Source organism: Enterobacter sp. 50793107 (assembly GCF_001463365.1).
Taxonomy (GTDB): Bacteria; Pseudomonadota; Gammaproteobacteria; order Enterobacterales; family Enterobacteriaceae; genus Enterobacter; species Enterobacter cloacae.
Genome location: NZ_LNII01000016.1, coordinates 1 through 17,325 on the forward strand (window position 1 = coordinate 1; position 17,325 = coordinate 17,325).

General features: G+C 55.7%; 20 protein-coding genes. 3 read left to right on the top strand and 17 right to left on the bottom strand.

The window, feature by feature from the left end; genetic code table 11:
• Nucleotides 1-4: 4 nt before the first annotated feature.
• From flhD to flgB, 14 genes are all read right to left on the bottom strand, one after another.
• Nucleotides 5-343 (bottom strand): flagellar transcriptional regulator FlhD, encoded by a 339-nt coding sequence (gene flhD, locus APU11_RS03020; protein ID WP_060578317.1) that lies wholly within the window; start codon nt 341-343, stop codon nt 5-7.
• Between the two features lie 356 nt (nt 344-699).
• Nucleotides 700-1,419, bottom strand: a complete 720-nt coding sequence (fliA, locus tag APU11_RS03025) for an RNA polymerase sigma factor FliA (protein ID WP_058650963.1) — start codon at nt 1,417-1,419, stop codon at nt 700-702.
• Nucleotides 1,420-1,577: 158 nt separating this feature from the next.
• Entirely contained in the window at nt 1,578-3,203 is a 1,626-nt protein-coding gene (locus APU11_RS03030; RefSeq protein ID WP_058650964.1) for a methyl-accepting chemotaxis protein, read from the bottom strand.
• A 51-nt stretch (nt 3,204-3,254) separates the two neighbouring features.
• On the bottom strand, nt 3,255-4,175 hold the full coding sequence (flgL, locus tag APU11_RS03035) for a flagellar hook-associated protein FlgL (RefSeq protein ID WP_013097773.1): 921 nt from the start codon (nt 4,173-4,175) through the stop codon (nt 3,255-3,257).
• Nucleotides 4,176-4,185: 10 nt separating this feature from the next.
• Nucleotides 4,186-5,823 carry a flagellar hook-associated protein FlgK gene (gene flgK / locus APU11_RS03040; RefSeq protein WP_038420011.1) on the bottom strand — a complete coding sequence of 546 codons (1,638 nt, stop codon included), beginning with the start codon at nt 5,821-5,823 and terminating at the stop codon, nt 4,186-4,188.
• 93 nt (nt 5,824-5,916) lie between these two features.
• Nucleotides 5,917-6,837 (bottom strand): flagellar assembly peptidoglycan hydrolase FlgJ, encoded by a 921-nt coding sequence (flgJ, locus tag APU11_RS03045; protein WP_058650965.1) that lies wholly within the window; start codon nt 6,835-6,837, stop codon nt 5,917-5,919.
• Nucleotides 6,837-7,964, bottom strand: a complete 1,128-nt coding sequence (locus tag APU11_RS03050; RefSeq protein WP_038420016.1) for a flagellar basal body P-ring protein FlgI — start codon at nt 7,962-7,964, stop codon at nt 6,837-6,839. Before APU11_RS03050 ends, flgJ begins: the two co-directional genes overlap by 1 nt.
• A 1-nt stretch (nt 7,965) precedes the next feature.
• Nucleotides 7,966-8,652: a flagellar basal body L-ring protein FlgH gene (locus APU11_RS03055; RefSeq protein WP_072094995.1), complete on the bottom strand. Its 687-nt coding sequence runs from the start codon at nt 8,650-8,652 to the stop codon at nt 7,966-7,968.
• A 62-nt stretch (nt 8,653-8,714) separates the two neighbouring features.
• The gene (gene flgG / locus APU11_RS03060) at nt 8,715-9,497 is read right to left on the bottom strand and encodes a flagellar basal-body rod protein FlgG (protein ID WP_046888426.1); all 783 of its coding nucleotides are present in this window, start codon (nt 9,495-9,497) and stop codon (nt 8,715-8,717) included.
• Nucleotides 9,498-9,516: 19 nt separating this feature from the next.
• The gene (locus tag APU11_RS03065) at nt 9,517-10,254 is read right to left on the bottom strand and encodes a flagellar basal body rod protein FlgF (RefSeq protein WP_058650967.1); all 738 of its coding nucleotides are present in this window, start codon (nt 10,252-10,254) and stop codon (nt 9,517-9,519) included.
• A 9-nt stretch (nt 10,255-10,263) separates the two neighbouring features.
• On the bottom strand, nt 10,264-11,469 hold the full coding sequence (gene flgE / locus APU11_RS03070; protein WP_058650968.1) for a flagellar hook protein FlgE: 1,206 nt from the start codon (nt 11,467-11,469) through the stop codon (nt 10,264-10,266).
• 14 nt (nt 11,470-11,483) lie between these two features.
• Nucleotides 11,484-12,188, bottom strand: a complete 705-nt coding sequence (locus tag APU11_RS03075) for a flagellar hook capping FlgD N-terminal domain-containing protein (protein ID WP_058650969.1) — start codon at nt 12,186-12,188, stop codon at nt 11,484-11,486.
• Between the two features lie 8 nt (nt 12,189-12,196).
• Nucleotides 12,197-12,601 carry a flagellar basal body rod protein FlgC gene (gene flgC, locus APU11_RS03080; protein ID WP_045903234.1) on the bottom strand — a complete coding sequence of 135 codons (405 nt, stop codon included), beginning with the start codon at nt 12,599-12,601 and terminating at the stop codon, nt 12,197-12,199.
• 6 nt (nt 12,602-12,607) lie between these two features.
• Nucleotides 12,608-13,042, bottom strand: coding sequence for a flagellar basal body rod protein FlgB (gene flgB, locus APU11_RS03085; RefSeq protein WP_044158162.1), 435 nt, complete (start codon nt 13,040-13,042; stop codon nt 12,608-12,610).
• 212 nt (nt 13,043-13,254) lie between these two features.
• Here flgB and flgA point away from each other — a divergent pair, with 212 nt between their 5' ends.
• The 3 genes from flgA (at nt 13,255) to flgN (ending at nt 14,777) form a co-directional block, all read left to right on the top strand.
• Nucleotides 13,255-13,953 carry a flagellar basal body P-ring formation chaperone FlgA gene (gene flgA / locus APU11_RS03090; protein WP_058650970.1) on the top strand — a complete coding sequence of 233 codons (699 nt, stop codon included), beginning with the start codon at nt 13,255-13,257 and terminating at the stop codon, nt 13,951-13,953.
• A 69-nt stretch (nt 13,954-14,022) separates the two neighbouring features.
• A complete protein-coding gene (gene flgM / locus APU11_RS03095) occupies nt 14,023-14,316 on the top strand; it encodes a flagellar biosynthesis anti-sigma factor FlgM (RefSeq protein WP_048971625.1) in 294 nt (97 codons plus the stop codon).
• Nucleotides 14,317-14,333: 17 nt separating this feature from the next.
• The gene (gene flgN / locus APU11_RS03100; protein ID WP_013097786.1) at nt 14,334-14,777 is read left to right on the top strand and encodes a flagellar export chaperone FlgN; all 444 of its coding nucleotides are present in this window, start codon (nt 14,334-14,336) and stop codon (nt 14,775-14,777) included.
• Between the two features lie 125 nt (nt 14,778-14,902).
• Here flgN and fliT read toward each other — a convergent pair whose 3' ends face one another.
• Genes fliT through fliD form a run of 3 tightly spaced genes read right to left on the bottom strand, consistent with a single transcriptional unit; the run spans nt 14,903 to nt 17,142 of the window.
• Nucleotides 14,903-15,223, bottom strand: coding sequence for a flagellar protein FliT (fliT, locus tag APU11_RS03105; RefSeq protein WP_045292588.1), 321 nt, complete (start codon nt 15,221-15,223; stop codon nt 14,903-14,905).
• The gene (gene fliS, locus APU11_RS03110; RefSeq protein ID WP_058650971.1) at nt 15,216-15,623 is read right to left on the bottom strand and encodes a flagellar export chaperone FliS; all 408 of its coding nucleotides are present in this window, start codon (nt 15,621-15,623) and stop codon (nt 15,216-15,218) included. The genes fliT and fliS overlap by 8 nt, the downstream gene beginning before the upstream one ends.
• A gap of 43 nt (nt 15,624-15,666) precedes the next feature.
• On the bottom strand, nt 15,667-17,142 hold the full coding sequence (gene fliD, locus APU11_RS03115; protein ID WP_058650972.1) for a flagellar filament capping protein FliD: 1,476 nt from the start codon (nt 17,140-17,142) through the stop codon (nt 15,667-15,669).
• Nucleotides 17,143-17,325 lie beyond the last annotated feature (183 nt).

Genomic DNA, 17,325 nt, shown 5'->3' on the forward strand with positions numbered 1-17,325 from the left:
AGCGTCAAATGTGTATAAGAGCCAGGCTTAAGGCATTAAGAAGATTGGTCGACAAAATAATGCCGGTGTGAATTTGCTGCAGCGCTTCAATACGCGAATCCTTGGTCAGATTTTCAATCACAACTTCATCGTCAACCCGCAGACGACAGATAAGCTGATTAGTGGTGGCCAGCTTCATTAATTGTGGCAGCGAAAGTTCTTTCAGGTTATCAATTGTGCCTTCAGACAATCCAAGGCGAAAACCCGCCGCAAATTTATCCTGACGGATCAGCTGCTGCGCCAGCAGAAGATAGGACAGGTTAATATCGTGAATATTTTGCAGATACTCGTCAAAATTGGACACAGGCGAAAACTCCCAATGTTATTCAGCCAAAAGCTGGCATGTCAGTTAAGATAGATAACGTTTCCGAACTGATGCAGAGAGTCTTTTGGTATTGATATTCACTGAGGTAAGTCACTCTTCCTCAGTAAATGAGTCAATGCCAAAGGAGGCTGCATCTCAAAACTGGCAAAATCATAAACACTAAGTATTTTCCGAACAAGCGACAGAAATTTCCTCAAATCCACAAATTGATGTTAACTCGTTGATTTTATAAGTTAATAAAGCATTATTAAACGTTATTAAACCTTGATTTTAATGATTAACCCTGCAGAGAAACCAGTATTAACAATATAAATGTTAATATCCTGTAATTCACGTTAAGCTGATTCCATACGGCTTCTTAACCTTTTCACGGCCAGACTATGTAACTGACTCACGCGTGTTTCCGTAATCCCCAGCACCAGCCCAATTTCTTTCATATTCAAATCCTGCAGATAATAGAGCTGTAAAAGCACTTGTTCCCTTTCGGGTATATACTGAATATGCTCAGCGATCCGTTCTATCAAATTTTCTTTGATAGCGTCATTCAGTGGATTAAGCTGTTCATTCTCATCGCCGTTTGTCTCCCAGCTGTCGGCATAATTCTCCTGCAGCTCATCAACCGAGTACATCTGGCTGGCGTTATTTTCTGCCAGCATCTGCTGAAATTCCTGCAACGAGACGCCCATGCGTTCGGCGATTTCAGCTTCAGTAGCTTCGCCCCCTTTTTCCTGCTCGATTTGCTGAATAAGCGCGACAATTTCACGCGTATGGGTGCGTACCCGACGCGGAACCCAGTCACTTTCTCTCAGCTCATCTAATAATGCCCATTTCACCCGCTGGGCGATCCACGCCGTAAGCGTTACCCCTTTTTTCGGGTCAAAACTCTCGACTGCACTTAAAAAACCGATTGAGCCCGCCTGAATTAAATCATCCAGCTCGACGCTGGCAGGAAGTCGCTTATGTAAACGCAATGCTTCCTGCCGCACCAGATAGTGATATTTAGACCAGACTACCGATTTATTTTCCAGCCCTTCGGCCGTGTAAATACCATCCACGATTGCATTCCACCTGCTATTCTCTTTAAGAATTATCCGGTGAAATGGCGCATTCAAATAGTGCGATAAGCCTTTATAAAAATGCGCATTCTGATACTTCGTTTGTATTAACAGGCTATTTTATAAAATAGCATTATTAATGGCGGTATTTAATAAGATTAAAAGGTTTCCCACTGGGCCAGGTCAGGCTCTTTTTGACGCTGCGGTTTATTCACTTCCACAGGCACCTTCGCCATCGCGCTCTCATGGTTCAACCTGAATTGCGCTACCAGTTTCTCCAGCGCATCGGACTGCGCTTCCAGTTCGCCCGCCGCCATTGCCGCCTCTTCAACCATCGCCGCATTCTGCTGGGTCACCAGATCCATTTCGTTGACCGCCTGGGAAATCTGATTAATGCCCGCGCTCTGCTCGTCAGACGCCGAGGTGATTTCGCCCATGATCTGCGTTACCTGCGCAACAGAGATCACAATCTCCTGCATCACCGTGCTGGCCTGCCCCACCTGACGTGAACCGACATCGATATTGTTCACGCTGGTATTGATCAACTGGTTGATCTCTTTGGCCGCATCGGCGCTGCGTTTTGCCAGGTTACGCACTTCCTCTGCCACCACCGCAAAACCACGCCCCTGCTCACCTGCTCGTGCCGCTTCCACCGCTGCGTTCAGGGCCAGAATGTTGGTCTGGTTGGCAATGCTGTCGATCACGCCGTTAATGTCGGCAATCTGGCGCGAGCTGGTGGTGATCTGCGCCATGATCTGCTCCAGGCTCTGCATCACTTCCCCGCCGTTATGGGCATTGTGGCTGGCGCTTTCCGCCAGCTCACGCGCCGCGTGGGCGTTGTCGGCGTTCTGACGTACGGTGGTTTTGATCTGTTCCATGCTGGCCGCCGTCTCCTGCAGCGCCGCCGCCTGCTCTTCCGTACGGGAAGAGAGATCGTTATTGCCGTGGGCAATTTCCTGGGCGTTGGTGTGAATACGCTGCACGCTGTCACGGATGCCGAGGATCGTACTGGTCAGGGAAGTACGCATGGTCTCCAGCTCGGTCAACATGTGGCCAATTTCATTCTGGCTGCCAGCGTCAATGGGCTGACTCAGATCGCCCGCCGCCACGCGACGCAGCATTTCAACCGTGGTCTCCATACGACGCACCAGGGTATGACGCAACCAGTAACGCACGGCAAGCAGCAACCCGACGGCCAGAATGAGTACGACAATCCCCACGCCCAGCATAATCTGGTAGCCGCGCTCGGAAGCATGAATATAGCTTTCGCTCATGCGGGCGCTGGCATCGGTATACTGATCGACCTTATTACGCAGCGCGGTGCGCAGCTCCATATCATGTTCCAGCGACCCGGAATACCCTGCCGGGTTATGCAGGTAGCCCAGCTTAATTTCGGCAACCTTGTACACTTCGTTGAAAGCCGCATTGACCTCAGCCGCCAGACGACTCTCCTCCGGGGTGTTAAACGGCGAGGCCATAAACGCATCCATATTACGACGCGCAAGTTTCACCACATTCACCGTATGTTTGGCAACATTCTCAGAAACCGGGTTACCCAGCGCTGCCTGCAGCATCAGGCCGTTGGTATTGGCCATTACCGCGCTGATGTTATAGGCGGCATCGCGCATCTGATCGTTATTTTCAGAGGCCACGACAATACGTTTGAAATTGGTATTATTTGAGACTGTGTCATAGACAGAATAGGCGGTTACGCCGAACAGCATCACCGCAAACAGGCCAATAATAAGGCTGATTGCGCTATAAATTTTGAGTTTCGTTAACATAGATTTTCACCGGCCGCAGACGGCCGGTGCCTGTGGGAGTCAATTAAACGGTCAACTGGGGGACATATTAAAGAGGTTCATCGACTGCATTTTTTTGTAGACGAACATCGACGCATTAAAAGCCAGCTCCGACATCTGAGATTCAGAGACCAATGTCACCAGCTTGCTGGTATCGGAGCCGATAGCGTTTTGCACTTTTACAATGGTGTCGTTGATCAGCACGTCTCCGGAGAGATCCAACGCATCAAGCTGCTGCAGGTTGGTGCCCAGCTCGGCCTGGGCTTTACCCAGACGGTTGATGCCTTCATCAACCTCAACCATGGCTGCGCTGAGCGCGGCTTCCAGGTTAGCGTCATAATCAGCGTCTCCAGGATCCGCGGTTAATGCCGCCACGGCGTCTTCCAGCACCGTGAAAATATCACCAAAAATGTCCCTACCCAGATGGCTGACCTGCATCCCGGTACCGTCTGCCACCGTTAGCCTGCGAACATGGTCAGCATTCGTACTGCCCTGATAAACGCCATCTTCATCAAACGCAGGCGTATCGGTTTTAAAACCCGAAAAAATATAGTTCCCGCTGGCGTCGCGGTTATTGGCCAAATCCATCAGATTGGCGCGGATGCCTTTGATCTCCTCCCCCAGCGCCCGACGATCCTCCGGCGAGTAAGAACCCGTTTTCGCCGCAACAATTTTTTCCTTCAGGGTGGTGGTTAATAAATTCCCCACGCCGTTGAGAATATTGTCCTGGTACTCCAGCGCGCCGCGGGCGCGGGAACGCACGTTGCTATACATCTCCAGCTTCGCCAGCGCGTCCTGGTGCTTCACCGCATCGGTTGCCGCCGCCGGGTCATCCGACGCTTTCAGCAGCGTCTTGCCCGCCGACATCCGCAGATAGACGTCGTTGCTCTGGCTCATGCGCTTCGTCATGGTCTCCGCGCTATTTTTATACATATACAGCGTACTTAATCGCATCATCGGTTCCTTATCGGATTGACAGCAGGGCGTCGAACATATCGGTCGCGGTTTTCAGCAGCTGCGCGTTGGCGTTGTAATACTGCTTAAACATATCCAGGTTGATGTACTCTTCGTCCATATTGACGCCGGAGAGGGCCTGTTTGGTGTCGTACTTGGTCCTGAGGTCGGTTTCGGCGCTGACCAGCGCGGATTTCACGCCGCGCGCGCGGTCACCGATGGTGCCCACCAGGCTGGCGTAGGCTTCGGTCAGCGTGTTGTCACCGATGAGCTTCTGATCCTGGATTTTCAGCATCTCTTCCAGGTTAGTGTTGTCGCCAGGGCCGCCGTCTTTATCCCCCGCTGCTGCAAACTCCTGCGCGCTGCCTAAGCTGCGGACCATCCCTTCAGCGGCACCCGCTATGGGGTTAAGGGTAAAGCTGTCGCCATCGTCAAAGCCGCCCCCCGAAACATCGATCTCAATCCCGTCAAAGGTCAGGTTATCGCCAACGAGGGTGGCCGGTACGGTGCGTCCATCTTCACCCGTGACCGTCCATCCCCCTGCGCCATCACTGGTGACGGTGTAGTTTTCCGATTTCACATCTGTATAGTTGGTAACGTTAATCGCCCCCAGCTTGCCGGTCCCGGTGTTCTTCGCATTGGCGTAAGCTTTAATATCCGCCAGGGAGAACAGGTCACCGCCTTTATCGCCATCAGGCGTATAACCTTCCGCATGCTGCTCGTTCATACGGTTCGCCATCGTAAAGGCGATCTGATCCAGCTCCTGACGGGCAATGGTCAGGTCTTCATTACGGAACTTGAACAGCCCGCCCAGGCGGCCTTTGGTGATACTGCTTTCATCCAGCGGCGAGGCGTTCTCGTTCGCATCCACGTAGGAGACGATGGTTTTGTTCGGATCGGCATCCGACGGCGAGGTTTGCAGTTTATACGCGCGATCCCCGGAGACCAGTGGACGTCCGTCGGACAGAAGCACGTCAACCCGGCCCGTGGTTTTGTCTTCCGTAACGGTGATGCCAATATGCTCGCTCATCTTTTCCAGCAGCGCATCGCGCTGGTCGAGCAGATCCGCCGGCGGGGCGCCATTCCCCTGGGCGCGCTCCAGCTGTTTATTGACCTCTGCCAGCTGCTGGGTATAGCTGTTGATGTCTTTGGCGCTCTGCTCAATCTGCGTATTGGTGCTCTTCTCAAGCGCGGTCAGGCGTTTGGCGCTGGCGTTGAAACGGTTCGCCAGCGTACCGAGGGCGTTAAATACCGCCGCGCGCGCCGGGCCGTCCGCCGCATCGCCGCTCAGCGTCGCCATGGCCTTGAACATATCGTTCAGCGAGACCGAGACGTTATCGGATTCGTCGGCCAGCATGTTGTCGATATCGCTCAGCTGTTCCATCCGCCCATTGAGAGAGGCGTAATGCGACAGCGAGCCGCGCAGCTCATTGTTGGCAAAGGCGTCATAGGCGCGCTCTACGCCACCGGCGCGCGCGCCGTAGCCGAAAAAGCCCTGCCCGGTAGTCATACCGCCCAGTTCGCCAATGATCAGGCTGCGGCGGCTGTAGGTGCCGGACATGCCGTTGGTCAGGTTATCGCCCGTCACGCGCAGTGCCGCCTGCGCAACGCTCAGGCCGCCTCTCGCCAGGTTAAATAAGTTATTCATAAGATCCGGATATTCCCTGTTTGCAGGCCCGGCGTTCGCATCCGGGCCAGAAGTTCATGGCTCTTTTTATTTCATCGGTGATTCAAAAATTCTCTAAAAAATTTTGTCGATATCGTTTTTGTAAGCGTTCACGCCCTGCTGAATATCGCCTTTCACTTTCTGAATAATGGTGATGAGCTTTTTGGCGTAGGCCGGGTCGGTCGCATAGCCGCCCGCCTGTAGTGCCTTCGCCCCCTGCTCCGGTGAACCGGACTGCACCACGCCGCGATAGCGCGGATTGTTGGTCAGCAGCTTTGCGTAATCCGCGAGCGCGTGTTCGTACGAGTCGTAAACGCGGAACGCCGCTTTCACCTTCTGCTTTACGCCGTTGATGTATTCGGTGGTGGTGATTTCGGTGGTTTTGCCGCGCCAGTCGCCGGTGGCCTTGATGCCAAAGAGGTTGTGGCTCGGGCGGCCGTCTGCGGCCGGGATTTCGCGTTTCCCCCAGCCGGACTCCAGCGCCGCCTGGGCGAGGATCAGATGCGGATGCAGCCCGCTCTGCTGCGCGGCCGCCTGGGCCGGGCGCAGCAGCCGGGCAATAAACGGATGCGCCCCTTCCGCCGGTTTGGCGAACGACACGGGCGCAGGCAGGCGCAGTGGGCCGGTGGCGGGAGCCGAAGAAAGGCCCGGGCGCAGGAAATCACGTCCTGGTACGCTCATCACGGGTTCATCAGCCTCCCCGCCCAACTGGCGGACGATAAGATCGGCAAAGCCGAGCTGACCACTCCCGGCAATGTTTTGTGCGACCTGCTGATCGTGCATCGCGGTGTACATCTCTGAAGACTGGCTGCTCAGCAGATCGCTCTTAAAGGTGGCATCGCGCATGCTCTTCATCATCATCTGCACGAAAATCCCCTCCATTTGCTTTGCCGCCGCCTTCAGCGCGCCGGGCGACTGCCGCCCGGCCTCCCGTTTCAGCGTATCCAGCGAACGAATGTCAAACGCCGGCTGGTCGAATTTATCGAAGGCGTTCATCAGTTCACCTCCAGCTTCGCTCGCAGACAGCCAGCGTTTTTCATCGCCTGCAGGACCGACATCAGCTCGTTTGGCGTGGCGCCCAGGCTGTTGAGGGCGCGGATCACCGCGTTCAGATCGGTGCTGCTACGCACGTGCTGCAGCGAGCCGCCGCTGTCGCGCACCGAGATATCGGTCTGCGGCACCACTACCGTTTCGCCGCCGCCAAACGGCGTATCCGGCTGGCTGATGATGTTGTTCTGCATCACCTCCACCGTCAGCGAGCCGTGCGCCACCGCGCAGGCGTCGAGCGAGACGTGCCGGTTCATCACCACCGAGCCGGTGCGTGAGTTCACAATCACCTTCGCGTCCTGCACGTTCACCCGTAGCGGAATGTCCTGAATGTCGGCCAGAAAACGTACGCGGGACGGACCGTCCGGCGGTGCGAACAGGCGCACGGTGCGGGCATCTTCCGGCAATGCTGCCCCGCCGCTGTAGCGCTGGTTAATGGCGTCGCTGATCTGCTGCGCCAGCGAGAAATCGGTCTCGTTCAATTGCAGGCGCACAATGCTCTGGGTGGCAAAATCGTTCGGCACTTCCCGCTCCACGGTCGCCCCGCCGCTGATACGCCCGCCGTTAAGCTGGTTCACCTGCACGCGGCTGCCGCCCGCCTGCGCCCCCGCGCCGGAGATCAAAATGTTGCCCTGGGCGATGGCGTAGATCTGGTTATCGGCCCCTTTCAGCGGGGTCATCAGCAGCGTGCCACCGCGCAGGCTTTTAGCGTTGCCCACCGAGGAGACCACGATGTCCAGCTTGTCGCCGGGGCGGGCAAACGGCGGCAGCTCGGCGGTGACCATCACCGCCGCGATGTTTTTCAGCTGCATATTGGTGCCCGGCGGGACGGTGATCCCCAGCTGCGAGAGCATGTTGTTCAGGCTTTGGCCGGTGAACGGGGCCTGCATGGTCTGGTCGCCGGTCCCGTCAAGGCCGACAATCAGGCCGTAGCCCATCAGGGAGTTGGAACGCACACCCTGCACCGTCGCCAGATCGCGGATACGTTCCGCGTGGACCACTTTGGGTACCGCCAGCGTCATGCCGTAGAGCAGGATGCTGAGAAAAAACAGGATAGATTCTTTTTTCATGGTCATATCAGAAAGGAGAGAGGTTCAGGAACAGGCGTTGCAGCCAGCCCATGTTCTGCGCTTCGTTGATGTAGCCGTTGCCGACGTACTCGATGCGCGCGTCCGCCACCTGGGTGGACGGCACGGTGTTGCTGCCGCTGATGGTGCGCGGGTTCACCACGCCGGAGAAGCGGATAAATTCGGTGCCCTGGTTGATGGCGATCTGCTTCTCGCCCACCACGCCGAGGTTGCCGTTGGGCAGCAGCTCTTTCACGGTGACGGTGATGGTGCCGGTAAAGGTATTGCGCGCCGCCGCGCCGCCCTTACCGGCGAAATCGTTTTTACCTTCGGCTTCAAAATCCGCTTTGCCATCACCCAGCCAGCTGTTGAGTTTCGAGGGCACCGCGATCAGCCCCATACCGGCCGATCCATTACGGTTGGCACTGGCGGAGGAACTTTTGCTGGCGCTCACGTTCTCCTGCAGCAGGATCGTCAGCGTATCGCCCACGTTACGCGGGCGGCGGTCTTCGAACATCGGCTGATAGCCGTAGTTCATCCCCTGCCCTGCCTGAAACAGTGAACCGCCGGTCGCTGCCGGTGCCATCGGTAATGGTGTTGCCGTGGTAGGACCCTCGACGAGGGGCTTTTGCATAATGTGCGCGCAGCCACTGAGCAGCAGTGTGCTTGCCAGCAGCGCGGCCGCCGGAATGTGCATAGACAATATTTTCATTTCAGTGTCGATAAAATGTCTGGCCGCGTAAGCGGCCAGAGAGAGGATTACAGCTGGGAAAGACGCTGCAGCATCTGGTCAGATGCCGAAACCGCCTTGCTGTTGATTTCATAGGCGCGCTGAACCTGAATCATGGTCACCAGCTCTTCCGCCACGTTGACGTTGGAGCCTTCCACATACTTCTGTTTCAGCGTACCCGCACTTTCCATACCCGGATTCAGCTCATTCGGTGCACCAGAGGACTGTGTTTCTTTGTAGAGGTTGCCGCCGATGCTCTCCAGCCCGGAGTTGTTCACAAAGGTGGTGACCGTAAGCTGACCAATTTGCTGCTCTTCCGCCTGGCCTGGCACCTTGACGCTGACAATGCCATCGCTGCCAATGGTCAGGCTCGTGGCATCAGCAGGGATAACAATCCCCGGCTGAATGGGGTAACCTTCCGCGGTGACCAGCTGTCCATCAGCATTTTTGCCTAACTTACCGTCACGGGTATACGCCGTGCTGCCGTCCGGCATCTGCACCTGGAAAAAGCCTTCCCCTTCTATGGCTACGTCGTATTCATCACCGGTCATGTTCGGCACACCCTGAGTATGAATGCGCTGGGTAGAGACCGGACGGACGCCGGTACCCAGCTGCAGGCCGCTCGGCAGGGTGTTCTGCTCGGTCGCCTGCGCGCCAGGCTGGCGCATGTTCTGATAGAGCAGATCCTGAAACACGGCGCGCTGACGCTTAAAGCCGTTGGTGTTGACGTTCGCCAGGTTATTGGAGATGACGTCCATATTGAGCTGCTGTGCTTCCAGCCCGGTTTTTGCGATCCATAAAGAACGAATCATAGTGACTCCTTGCGCGGCCTTAGCTCACGCTTAATAGCTGGTTGGCCTTCTGGGCATTTTCGTCGGCGGTGCGGATCACCTTCATATTCATGTCGAAGCCGCGGGAGTTGGCGATCATCTGCGTCATGGCCTGCACCGGGCTGACGTTGCTGCCCTCGATGGCCTCCGGCGTCAGACGCAGGGTTTCGTCCTGCGCCAGCCTCTCGCCGTCCACGGTGCGGAACAGTCCGTCATCGCCGTGAACCATGCTGTTCATCTCCGCGTTGACCAGCTTGAGGCGACCAACCGGCACCAGCATCGTCGGGTCATCGCCCATGCCGAGCGCCGACACGGTGCCATCGCTGCCGATGGTGACGTGAGACTGCGGCGGTACTTCGAGCGGCCCGCCGTCGCCCATCAGCGGACGGCCGTTGACGCTGAGCGCCCCGTCCTGATCCACGTCAATTGCGCCGTTACGGGTGTAGCCTTCGCTGCCGTCGTCCAGCGCCACTGCCAGCCAGCCGTCCTGCGGCAATGCCACATCCAGGCTGCGCCCGGTATGGGTAATCGGCCCCATGGTGGTGTCGTGAAACGGGGTGGACTCCGCCACCAGCGCGCGGGTGCGCAGGGTTTCCCCTTCAATGGGTACCGAGCGGAAGGCCGCCAGTTGGGCGCGAAAGCCTGTGGTGGAGCTGTTCGCCAGATTGTTTGAGGTGACCGCCTGGCGATTAAGCGCCGCGTTGGCGGCACTCATGGCGGTATAAATAGCGCGATCCATCACTCAGCCTTAACGCAGGTTAACCAGCGTCTGCAGCACTTCAGACTGGGTTTTGATGGTTTGTGAGTTGGACTGGTAGTTGCGCTGGTAGACGATCATGTTGACCATCTCGTCGCCCAGGTTGACGTTGGAGCCTTCAAGCATGCCACCGGTAATATCGCCGAAACTGCCGGAGCCAGACGTCCCCAGGAACGGCTGACCGGACTGGGATGTTTCTGCCCACAGGTTATTGCCTTGCTGAGCAAGCCCACCCATGTTTGCAAAATCGGCAAGCACCACCTGCGCTACGGTCTGACGTTTGCTGTTACTGTAGATGGCGATCACTTCACCCGTATCGCTCACTTCATAGGCATTGAATTTACCCGGCGCCTGACCGTCAATTTCACCTGGCATGATTTGAGAGTCGCTTGAAAACTGCGTAAGCGCGCCTAAATCCAGCGTCAGAGACAGTGCAGCAGCCCCGTTATGGGCGTCCCCTTTAATAACGCCAGTGGCAGGATTTTTGAGCTTACCGAATTCATCAAATTCCAACGCAATTTCGGTAAATTTCGTCTCATCCCCCCCTTCCGGCGCAGTTGAGTCCTGGGCGAAAGCCTTCCATTTACCATCACCATCATTAACAAAGAACACCTTAATCGCATGCCGGTTACCGAGGCTGTCGAAGGTTTCCACTTCGCTAACGTAGTTGTACGTTTCTGGCTTGGTCGCGTCGAATTTTGTCGAATCCAGTTTTTCTGAGCCAGACTTCAGGTTGCCTGTTAACGACCCCGCCGTCGATGCTGCTGGCGGCATATCGTCCTTTGGAATGCGAATCGGCCCCACCTGTGCACCTGGGTTAATCACCCCATCTGTCGCCTGGTATCCGGTTAAAAACAGATTATTGGTTTTATTGACGATGTAGCCGTTTTCATCCGTGTCAAACTGACCGTTTCGCCCGTAGAAAACGCTTCCCGCCTGATCGACCATGCGGAAAAAGCCCTTACCATTGATCATCATATCCAGCGCAGAACTGCCTGCCGCTGGCCCACCCTGAGCAAAGTTCTGACTTACACCCGCAACCTGCACCCCCATCCCGGTTGAACCGGCAAAGATATCGGCAAAGGAAACGGAGCCTGCTTTAAACCCCACGGTCTGGGAGTTGGCGATGTTGTTACCCACCACGTCCAGCGCTTTTGCAGCGGCACTCAGGCCGCTAAGACCTTGTGAAAAACCCATAATTTATTTCCAGATTATTTTTGAATGACAAAGACTTTGTTCATGCCAATCGGATCGTTATTCAGAAGATGCAGAATCGGCCCGCTCGGATCCATCGTGACGCCCTGAACCTGATCCTGAACCAGCCCAATCACTTCCGGGTTTTCACCCTCTGGATTGCTGGCCTCAAAGGAGAGGGTGTATTCCCTGTCACGCGGCGGTCCCGGCTCCGGCTTGAAGTTTTCCAGGTCGTCGAGGTTGAAGGTATTCATCCCCTGCTTCACGTTCTTCAGCTCTGCGGTATACGCCTTGTCGCCGTCGTGCAGCGTGACGGTGACCGTTTCTGCATCGGCCGTCAGCGCGAAGTGGAAGTCGTCCGAATTGCCCGGGATCTCCACGCCCTCCTGCATGATGCCGATCCCCGGTTCGCCAAAGGAAACTTTGGCCTCCCCTTCTATCAGCACGCTACGCCCCACCCAGGCGGAGGCGCTCATACTGCCGAGCTGAACCATCATCGCCTGAACCCCCGCCACCGAGCTGTTGAGCTTCTCAACCCCCGCAGCCATGTTGAACTGCGCCAGCTGCGAGGTGAGCTGGTTGTTATCCATCGGATTGGTGGGATCCTGGTTTTTCATCTGCGCGACCAGCAGGGTCATAAACTGGTTCGACAGATCCGCCGCGCTGTTGCCGGTACCGGTGCCACCTGCGCCGCTGTTGTTGTTAATCGAAGAAACCGCCATATGCGTCCTTACTGACCAAGCGTTAATGTTTTCAGCATCAGGCTTTTGGCGGAGTTCATCACTTCCACGTTGGCCTGGTAGCTGCGGGAGGCTGAAATGGTATTCACCATCTCGTTCATGACGTTGACGTTGGGCATGCGCACATAGCCCTGTTCATCCGCCAGCGGATTGCCCGGCTCATAGACCAGGCGGTCCGGCGCGCTGCTCTCCACCACGTCGCTAACCTGCACGCCACCAATCTCCTGGCCGGCAGACGCGTCAATGGAAAACACCACCTGACGCGCGCGGTACGGCTGCCCGTCCGGGCCCGCCACGCTGTCGGCGTTGGCCATATTGCTGGCGCTGACGTTAAGGCGGCGAGACTGGGCGGCCATCGCCGAGCCCGAAATATCAAATACGCTAAAGAGCGACATCGTTGATTACCCCTGACTGAGCACAGTCATCATTTTTTTAATATCCGCGCCAAGGAACGTCAGTCCCGACTGATATTTCACGGCGTTATCCGCAAAATTGACGCGCTCACGGTCCATATCCACGGTATTGCCGTCGGCACTCGGTTGATCCGGTACGCGATAGAGCAACTGACTGTCGTCAAACGGCCTCGCTTTACCTTCAATATGCTTATTTGACGTTAATGACAGTGACACGGGTGATTTCGCCATGGCGTTATTTTCCATGGCGGCTTTTAGCTGCTGAGTAAAATCAATATCTCGCGCCTTGTAGCCCGGCGTATCAGCATTCGCAATATTTGAAGCCAATATATCCTGACGGCGCGACAGCAAACCTAACGCCTGCTGTTGAAAGCGAAAGGCGTCATCAAGTTTATTCATGACAACAGGACTCCTGTCTCGCATTATTTAAACTGCGATAGTGTAGTCAGCGCGGGTGAAATATCACACTGCAAAGACCCGACAGAAATAAGCCTATTTAGAGAAATAGAAATAATGGATGGCGCGTTAAAACGTTGAAGAAATTAAATGGCGGCAAAAGTGTCATTATTTAAGGGAATAAAACACAGGTTTCTGCGTATATAATTTCGCCACGTTTTATATATTAAGGCAATAAGATGACGCTCCGATTATTCAGCACGGCGATGGCCGTCTTGCTCTGTTCTGCCTCCGCTGCAGCCAGCGTGCCATCTGACCAGACGGCGAAGCAACGTCTGATGCTCAAACTGGACGCCCTGATCAAACAGCCCGAGAACGGCAGCGAGATCGTGCGCACCGCGACCCTTCTCGCCACCCCGGCACAGCTGGCCGCCGTGTGCGAGAACCCCACGCTGAGTCTGGTGGGGCGCGACAGCCGTCTTACCGGCAAACGTACCGTGCTCGCGCAGTGCGGCGCGCGCCGCCATTTCCTGCCGGTACGCATCAGCGCGCAGGGTACCTGGTGGGTGGCCAGCCAAAGCCTGCCCGGCGGGGCGATTGTGCAGCGCAGCGATATCGAACCGGTCACCGGCAACCTTGACCACCAGCCAGGCGGTTTAATCTTTAATGCCGACGAGATTATCGGCCAGCGCCTGACCCGCGCCGTCGATGCCGGTAAACCGTTGTTAGAAAACCAGCTGCGTCAGCAGTGGCGACTGCGGGCCGGGCAGACGGTGGACCTGGTCACCACTGGCGCAGGCTTTCGTATTCGCAGCCAGGGCAAAGCGTTGAATAACGCGGCGGTGGATGATGTGCTGAAGGTGAAAACCGTGGGCGGGCGCACCGTAAGCGGGAAAGTGGGGGCTGACGGTCAGGTGATGATTATTTCCCAACAATAAATTTTAGGTTTTCTGTGAATCACCGATGAAAGCAGTATTGAGTAGATAAATTGATTTGCGAGGACACCCATGAGCATTAACAGCAGCCAGACCACCGCGCCGATTGCGAAAATCGCCCCAACGCAGGAACTGCGCGCCCGTACGCAGTCTCAGGAACATGACGCTGCGGCAAAACACCCGGAAAAGCGCGACAAAACCAACGTCACCCTGAGTGAATTGACCAAAAAGATCCAGACCGACGACAGCCGCGACGTGGATTACGCGCGGGTCGCCGAACTGCGCGACGCGCTGGCAGCAGGTACCCTGCGCATTGAGCCTGAGAAAATTGCTCAGGCCATGGTGCAGGACATGTTTCAGTTTTAACCGTTTACAGGCCCCTTATGGACAAGCTTTACCCGATACTCGCGCAGATGAAAACGTCTCTGGATGAACTGGAGGCGATCATGATTGAAGAGGTGAATCAGCTCAACCGCACGCAGATCAACCCGGTGTCGCTGCAGGTGCTGGCGGATAACAAAAACCAGCTGCTGACGACGCTCCAGTATTACGACGACATGCGCCGCCAGCAGGAGCAGAGCTGTGGCACAGAAGCCCCCTACCCGGGACTCGGTAAGCTGTTTGCCAGCTGGCAGCAGGTGCATGAGAAGGTGCGCAGCACCAAGGCGCTGAATCAAAAAGTGGAATCACTGCTGCAAAGTCATATGAAGAAAAATCAGCATATCCGCAAGGCTATCGACCATGTGGGTCATGCAAACGCGCTCTATGGCCCGGCGGGAGAATCCAGCCAGCTGCCTTCTGGCCGCAAGTACAACATCAGTATCTGATCGTTCCTGTCTGCGTTGTCCTCTTTTGCCCGCCTCTGGTGGGCTTTTTTTTTTGCACGGGCCTGCGGGTTTCATCGTTGAGTAGGCCGGGTAAGCGCAGCGCCACCCGGCAATCAGGGAGGGAACTAAACAGCCGTGTAGGCTTTATTCATCGTGCGGGATTTACGCATGGCGGAGAGTTCGGTGCTGATGGTGGTCAGACGGCCCTGAATAGCCTGCGTTAACAGGGCGTCGTGCTCCAGAAGCGTCGCCAGTTGAGCGCTGACGGGCGCTTTGTTGTGCTGTGCCAGCTGGGTTAAATCGATATCACACAGCGTTCTCATTCCCATGGTGTACGCCACGGACTCGTCAAGAAACAGATCCCATTCGCCAGCCTCAGCCTGCTGGCGCAGCGTCGCATTGCTGATAAGCAGTTCTTCAATCAGCGCGATGATGTCCTTATCCATGTTTCACCTGCTTTTGCTGTGGCGCAATGGCCTGCCAGGTTTCCGCCATGCCGGTCATCAGGGCGATGAGGTGCGGCAGCTTTTCGCCGGATTTGTTGAGATTCGCCTCCAGCAGCGTGCGCGAAATATACTCGTACAGACTCTCCAGCTCTTCGGCGATTTTCCCGCCCTTCTCGTGGTCCAGCCCGGCGCGCAGGCCGTTGTCGATAATATTGATGGCACGGGAAATCATCTCACCGCGACGGGCAATGTTCCCGGACTGGAAGTAGATTTCTGCGCGCTTCATGGCGTTGATCGCCCCGTCGTAGAGCAGAGCGATCAGCTGGTGCGGCGTGGCGCCGGTGATCTGGCTGTCGAGTGAGACAGCGGTGTAGGCACTGTTGCCCGTTTTGGTGTACATCGTCAAATCCTGCCGGGCAGCGGCCTGCCCGGATTGTTAATAGTTAAATTAACCCTGCCAGCGACTGCTGCAGCCGGGTGCTCATGCTGTTCATATCACTCATTGCTTTATCGAGGCGCTGATATTCTTTTTCGCTGCGCAGCATGGCTTCATCGATACGTCTCTGCACTACCGTGATCTGTTTACCAACGCGCTTTTCCTGATCGCGAAGGGACTGCAGCGTGGTTTCGATCGCGCCCTCTTTCTTATCAATGGAGTCTTTATCGCCAAGATAAGTATTGAAGATGCCTTCCATGCGATCCTTAATCCCCTCCTTTCCCCCTTTGCCGAGGAACAGCGCCTCGACCTCTTTCGGATTGTCCTTCAGGGCGGCATCGAGCTTTTTGCTGTCGATGGTCAGGGTGCCAAGCGTGCCGCTACGATCCTCACCGGTTTTGCCGTCGAAGGTGACGGTGATCCCAAGACGCCCAAGGGAAGTGATCACATCCCCGGCATCACTGTACTCACCGCCGACGGTGGCCTTCAGCTGGCTGGTCAGACGGCGCAGGGAGCCGTCGCTGAACAGCGCGCCGTTGTCGGCATCAGGCAGTGGGATTTCGCCCTCTGCGAGCTTGTCGCGATCGGGCGCCGTGTATTTGGTGGCGCTGGCGACGGTGCTGAGGTAGCTGTTGTAGTTCTTCACGAACTCCTCAATCAGTGATTTCACCTTCGAGGTGTCTTCGGTGATGGTAAGGGATTCGGTTTTGAAGGGGTGTGGAGCTAATGGGTCGGCATCAGGGTCTTTCTCCGACACTTCACGCAGTTCAAGGGTTACGCCGGTTATCAAATCTTTTATGGTATTCGAGCTGCGCTCAACCATATCGCCGTTGAGCCAGACAATGGCATTTTGAGGTTTAGTGACGTCATTAGCCCCCTCAAGCGCCTTTTCGACTTCGGTATCCCCCGTGACCTTTATCGTCATCTCACCGTCTGTACCGGTTTTTTTTGAGGTCAGGACGAGTTTGTGCTCCCCCTCTTTAACGGTGACCACTTCAGCCGCAACGTCGCCCTTCTGCGCATTGATTTTTTTAGCAATATCATCGAGGGACGTTTCGTCTGGCTTGAGTTCCACCACCAGCGGTTTGTCACTGCCTTTCATCTCGATGGTGACCGTCGCGGCGCTCTTACCAATATCCTTATCTCGTGAATCTCGCGTCACCCCAAACTGATGCGCTTTCGCCAGCTGCTCCACGGCCATGGAGTAGCTGTTGGGAATGGCCCCTTTACCCGCCGTGGCCTTAAAGGTTTTGTTATCGCTGACGCTGACGCCGTTAAAGCCCTCATCTTCCAGCTTGCCAAGATTATCCTTCAGGGTGCTCAGCGCGCTGGAAATAGAGCCCCACGCGGAGATTTGTCCGTTATAGGTTTTCTGTTTTTGCAGATAGGGGTTCAGCTTGACTGAACTGGCCTCACGCTCCTTTGCCAGCAGTTCTTCAAACGGCAGGCCCGAGCCCATGCCTAAAAAATTGGTTGTTACCATAATAAAGTCTCCTGTTGTAAAGGGATGTCCTGTTACTTTTCTATCGGGAAATAAAGAAGGAAGTTTAATTTTTCATATATGCGTGAACAACGCGCAGGCGTGCGGATAACAGAGATGCGCGTTTATTGGTTAATTGCTTTTGACTATCCCGATAATTAATGTCAACTCTGTCGCCATTTCCGG

What these genes read in the sequence shown, in the direction of transcription:
- fliD (WP_058650972.1), bottom strand. Translation starts at nt 17,142, where the DNA reads ATGGTAACAACCAATTTTTTAGGCATGGGCTCGGGCCTGCCGTTTGAA.
- APU11_RS03030 (WP_058650964.1), bottom strand. Translation starts at nt 3,203, where the DNA reads ATGTTAACGAAACTCAAAATTTATAGCGCAATCAGCCTTATTATTGGC.
- APU11_RS03065 (WP_058650967.1), bottom strand. Translation starts at nt 10,254, where the DNA reads ATGGATCGCGCTATTTATACCGCCATGAGTGCCGCCAACGCGGCGCTT.
- flgG (WP_046888426.1), bottom strand. Translation starts at nt 9,497, where the DNA reads ATGATTCGTTCTTTATGGATCGCAAAAACCGGGCTGGAAGCACAGCAG.
- flgN (WP_013097786.1), top strand. Translation starts at nt 14,334, where the DNA reads ATGGACAAGCTTTACCCGATACTCGCGCAGATGAAAACGTCTCTGGAT.
- flgA (WP_058650970.1), top strand. Translation starts at nt 13,255, where the DNA reads ATGACGCTCCGATTATTCAGCACGGCGATGGCCGTCTTGCTCTGTTCT.
- APU11_RS03075 (WP_058650969.1), bottom strand. Translation starts at nt 12,188, where the DNA reads ATGGCGGTTTCTTCGATTAACAACAACAGCGGCGCAGGTGGCACCGGT.
- flgB (WP_044158162.1), bottom strand. Translation starts at nt 13,042, where the DNA reads ATGCGAGACAGGAGTCCTGTTGTCATGAATAAACTTGATGACGCCTTT.
- APU11_RS03050 (WP_038420016.1), bottom strand. Translation starts at nt 7,964, where the DNA reads ATGACCATGAAAAAAGAATCTATCCTGTTTTTTCTCAGCATCCTGCTC.
- flgE (WP_058650968.1), bottom strand. Translation starts at nt 11,469, where the DNA reads ATGGGTTTTTCACAAGGTCTTAGCGGCCTGAGTGCCGCTGCAAAAGCG.
- flgL (WP_013097773.1), bottom strand. Translation starts at nt 4,175, where the DNA reads ATGCGATTAAGTACGCTGTATATGTATAAAAATAGCGCGGAGACCATG.
- flgK (WP_038420011.1), bottom strand. Translation starts at nt 5,823, where the DNA reads ATGAATAACTTATTTAACCTGGCGAGAGGCGGCCTGAGCGTTGCGCAG.
- fliT (WP_045292588.1), bottom strand. Translation starts at nt 15,223, where the DNA reads ATGGATAAGGACATCATCGCGCTGATTGAAGAACTGCTTATCAGCAAT.
- flgC (WP_045903234.1), bottom strand. Translation starts at nt 12,601, where the DNA reads ATGTCGCTCTTTAGCGTATTTGATATTTCGGGCTCGGCGATGGCCGCC.
- APU11_RS03055 (WP_072094995.1), bottom strand. Translation starts at nt 8,652, where the DNA reads ATGCACATTCCGGCGGCCGCGCTGCTGGCAAGCACACTGCTGCTCAGT.
- fliS (WP_058650971.1), bottom strand. Translation starts at nt 15,623, where the DNA reads ATGTACACCAAAACGGGCAACAGTGCCTACACCGCTGTCTCACTCGAC.
- flgJ (WP_058650965.1), bottom strand. Translation starts at nt 6,837, where the DNA reads ATGAACGCCTTCGATAAATTCGACCAGCCGGCGTTTGACATTCGTTCG.
- flgM (WP_048971625.1), top strand. Translation starts at nt 14,023, where the DNA reads ATGAGCATTAACAGCAGCCAGACCACCGCGCCGATTGCGAAAATCGCC.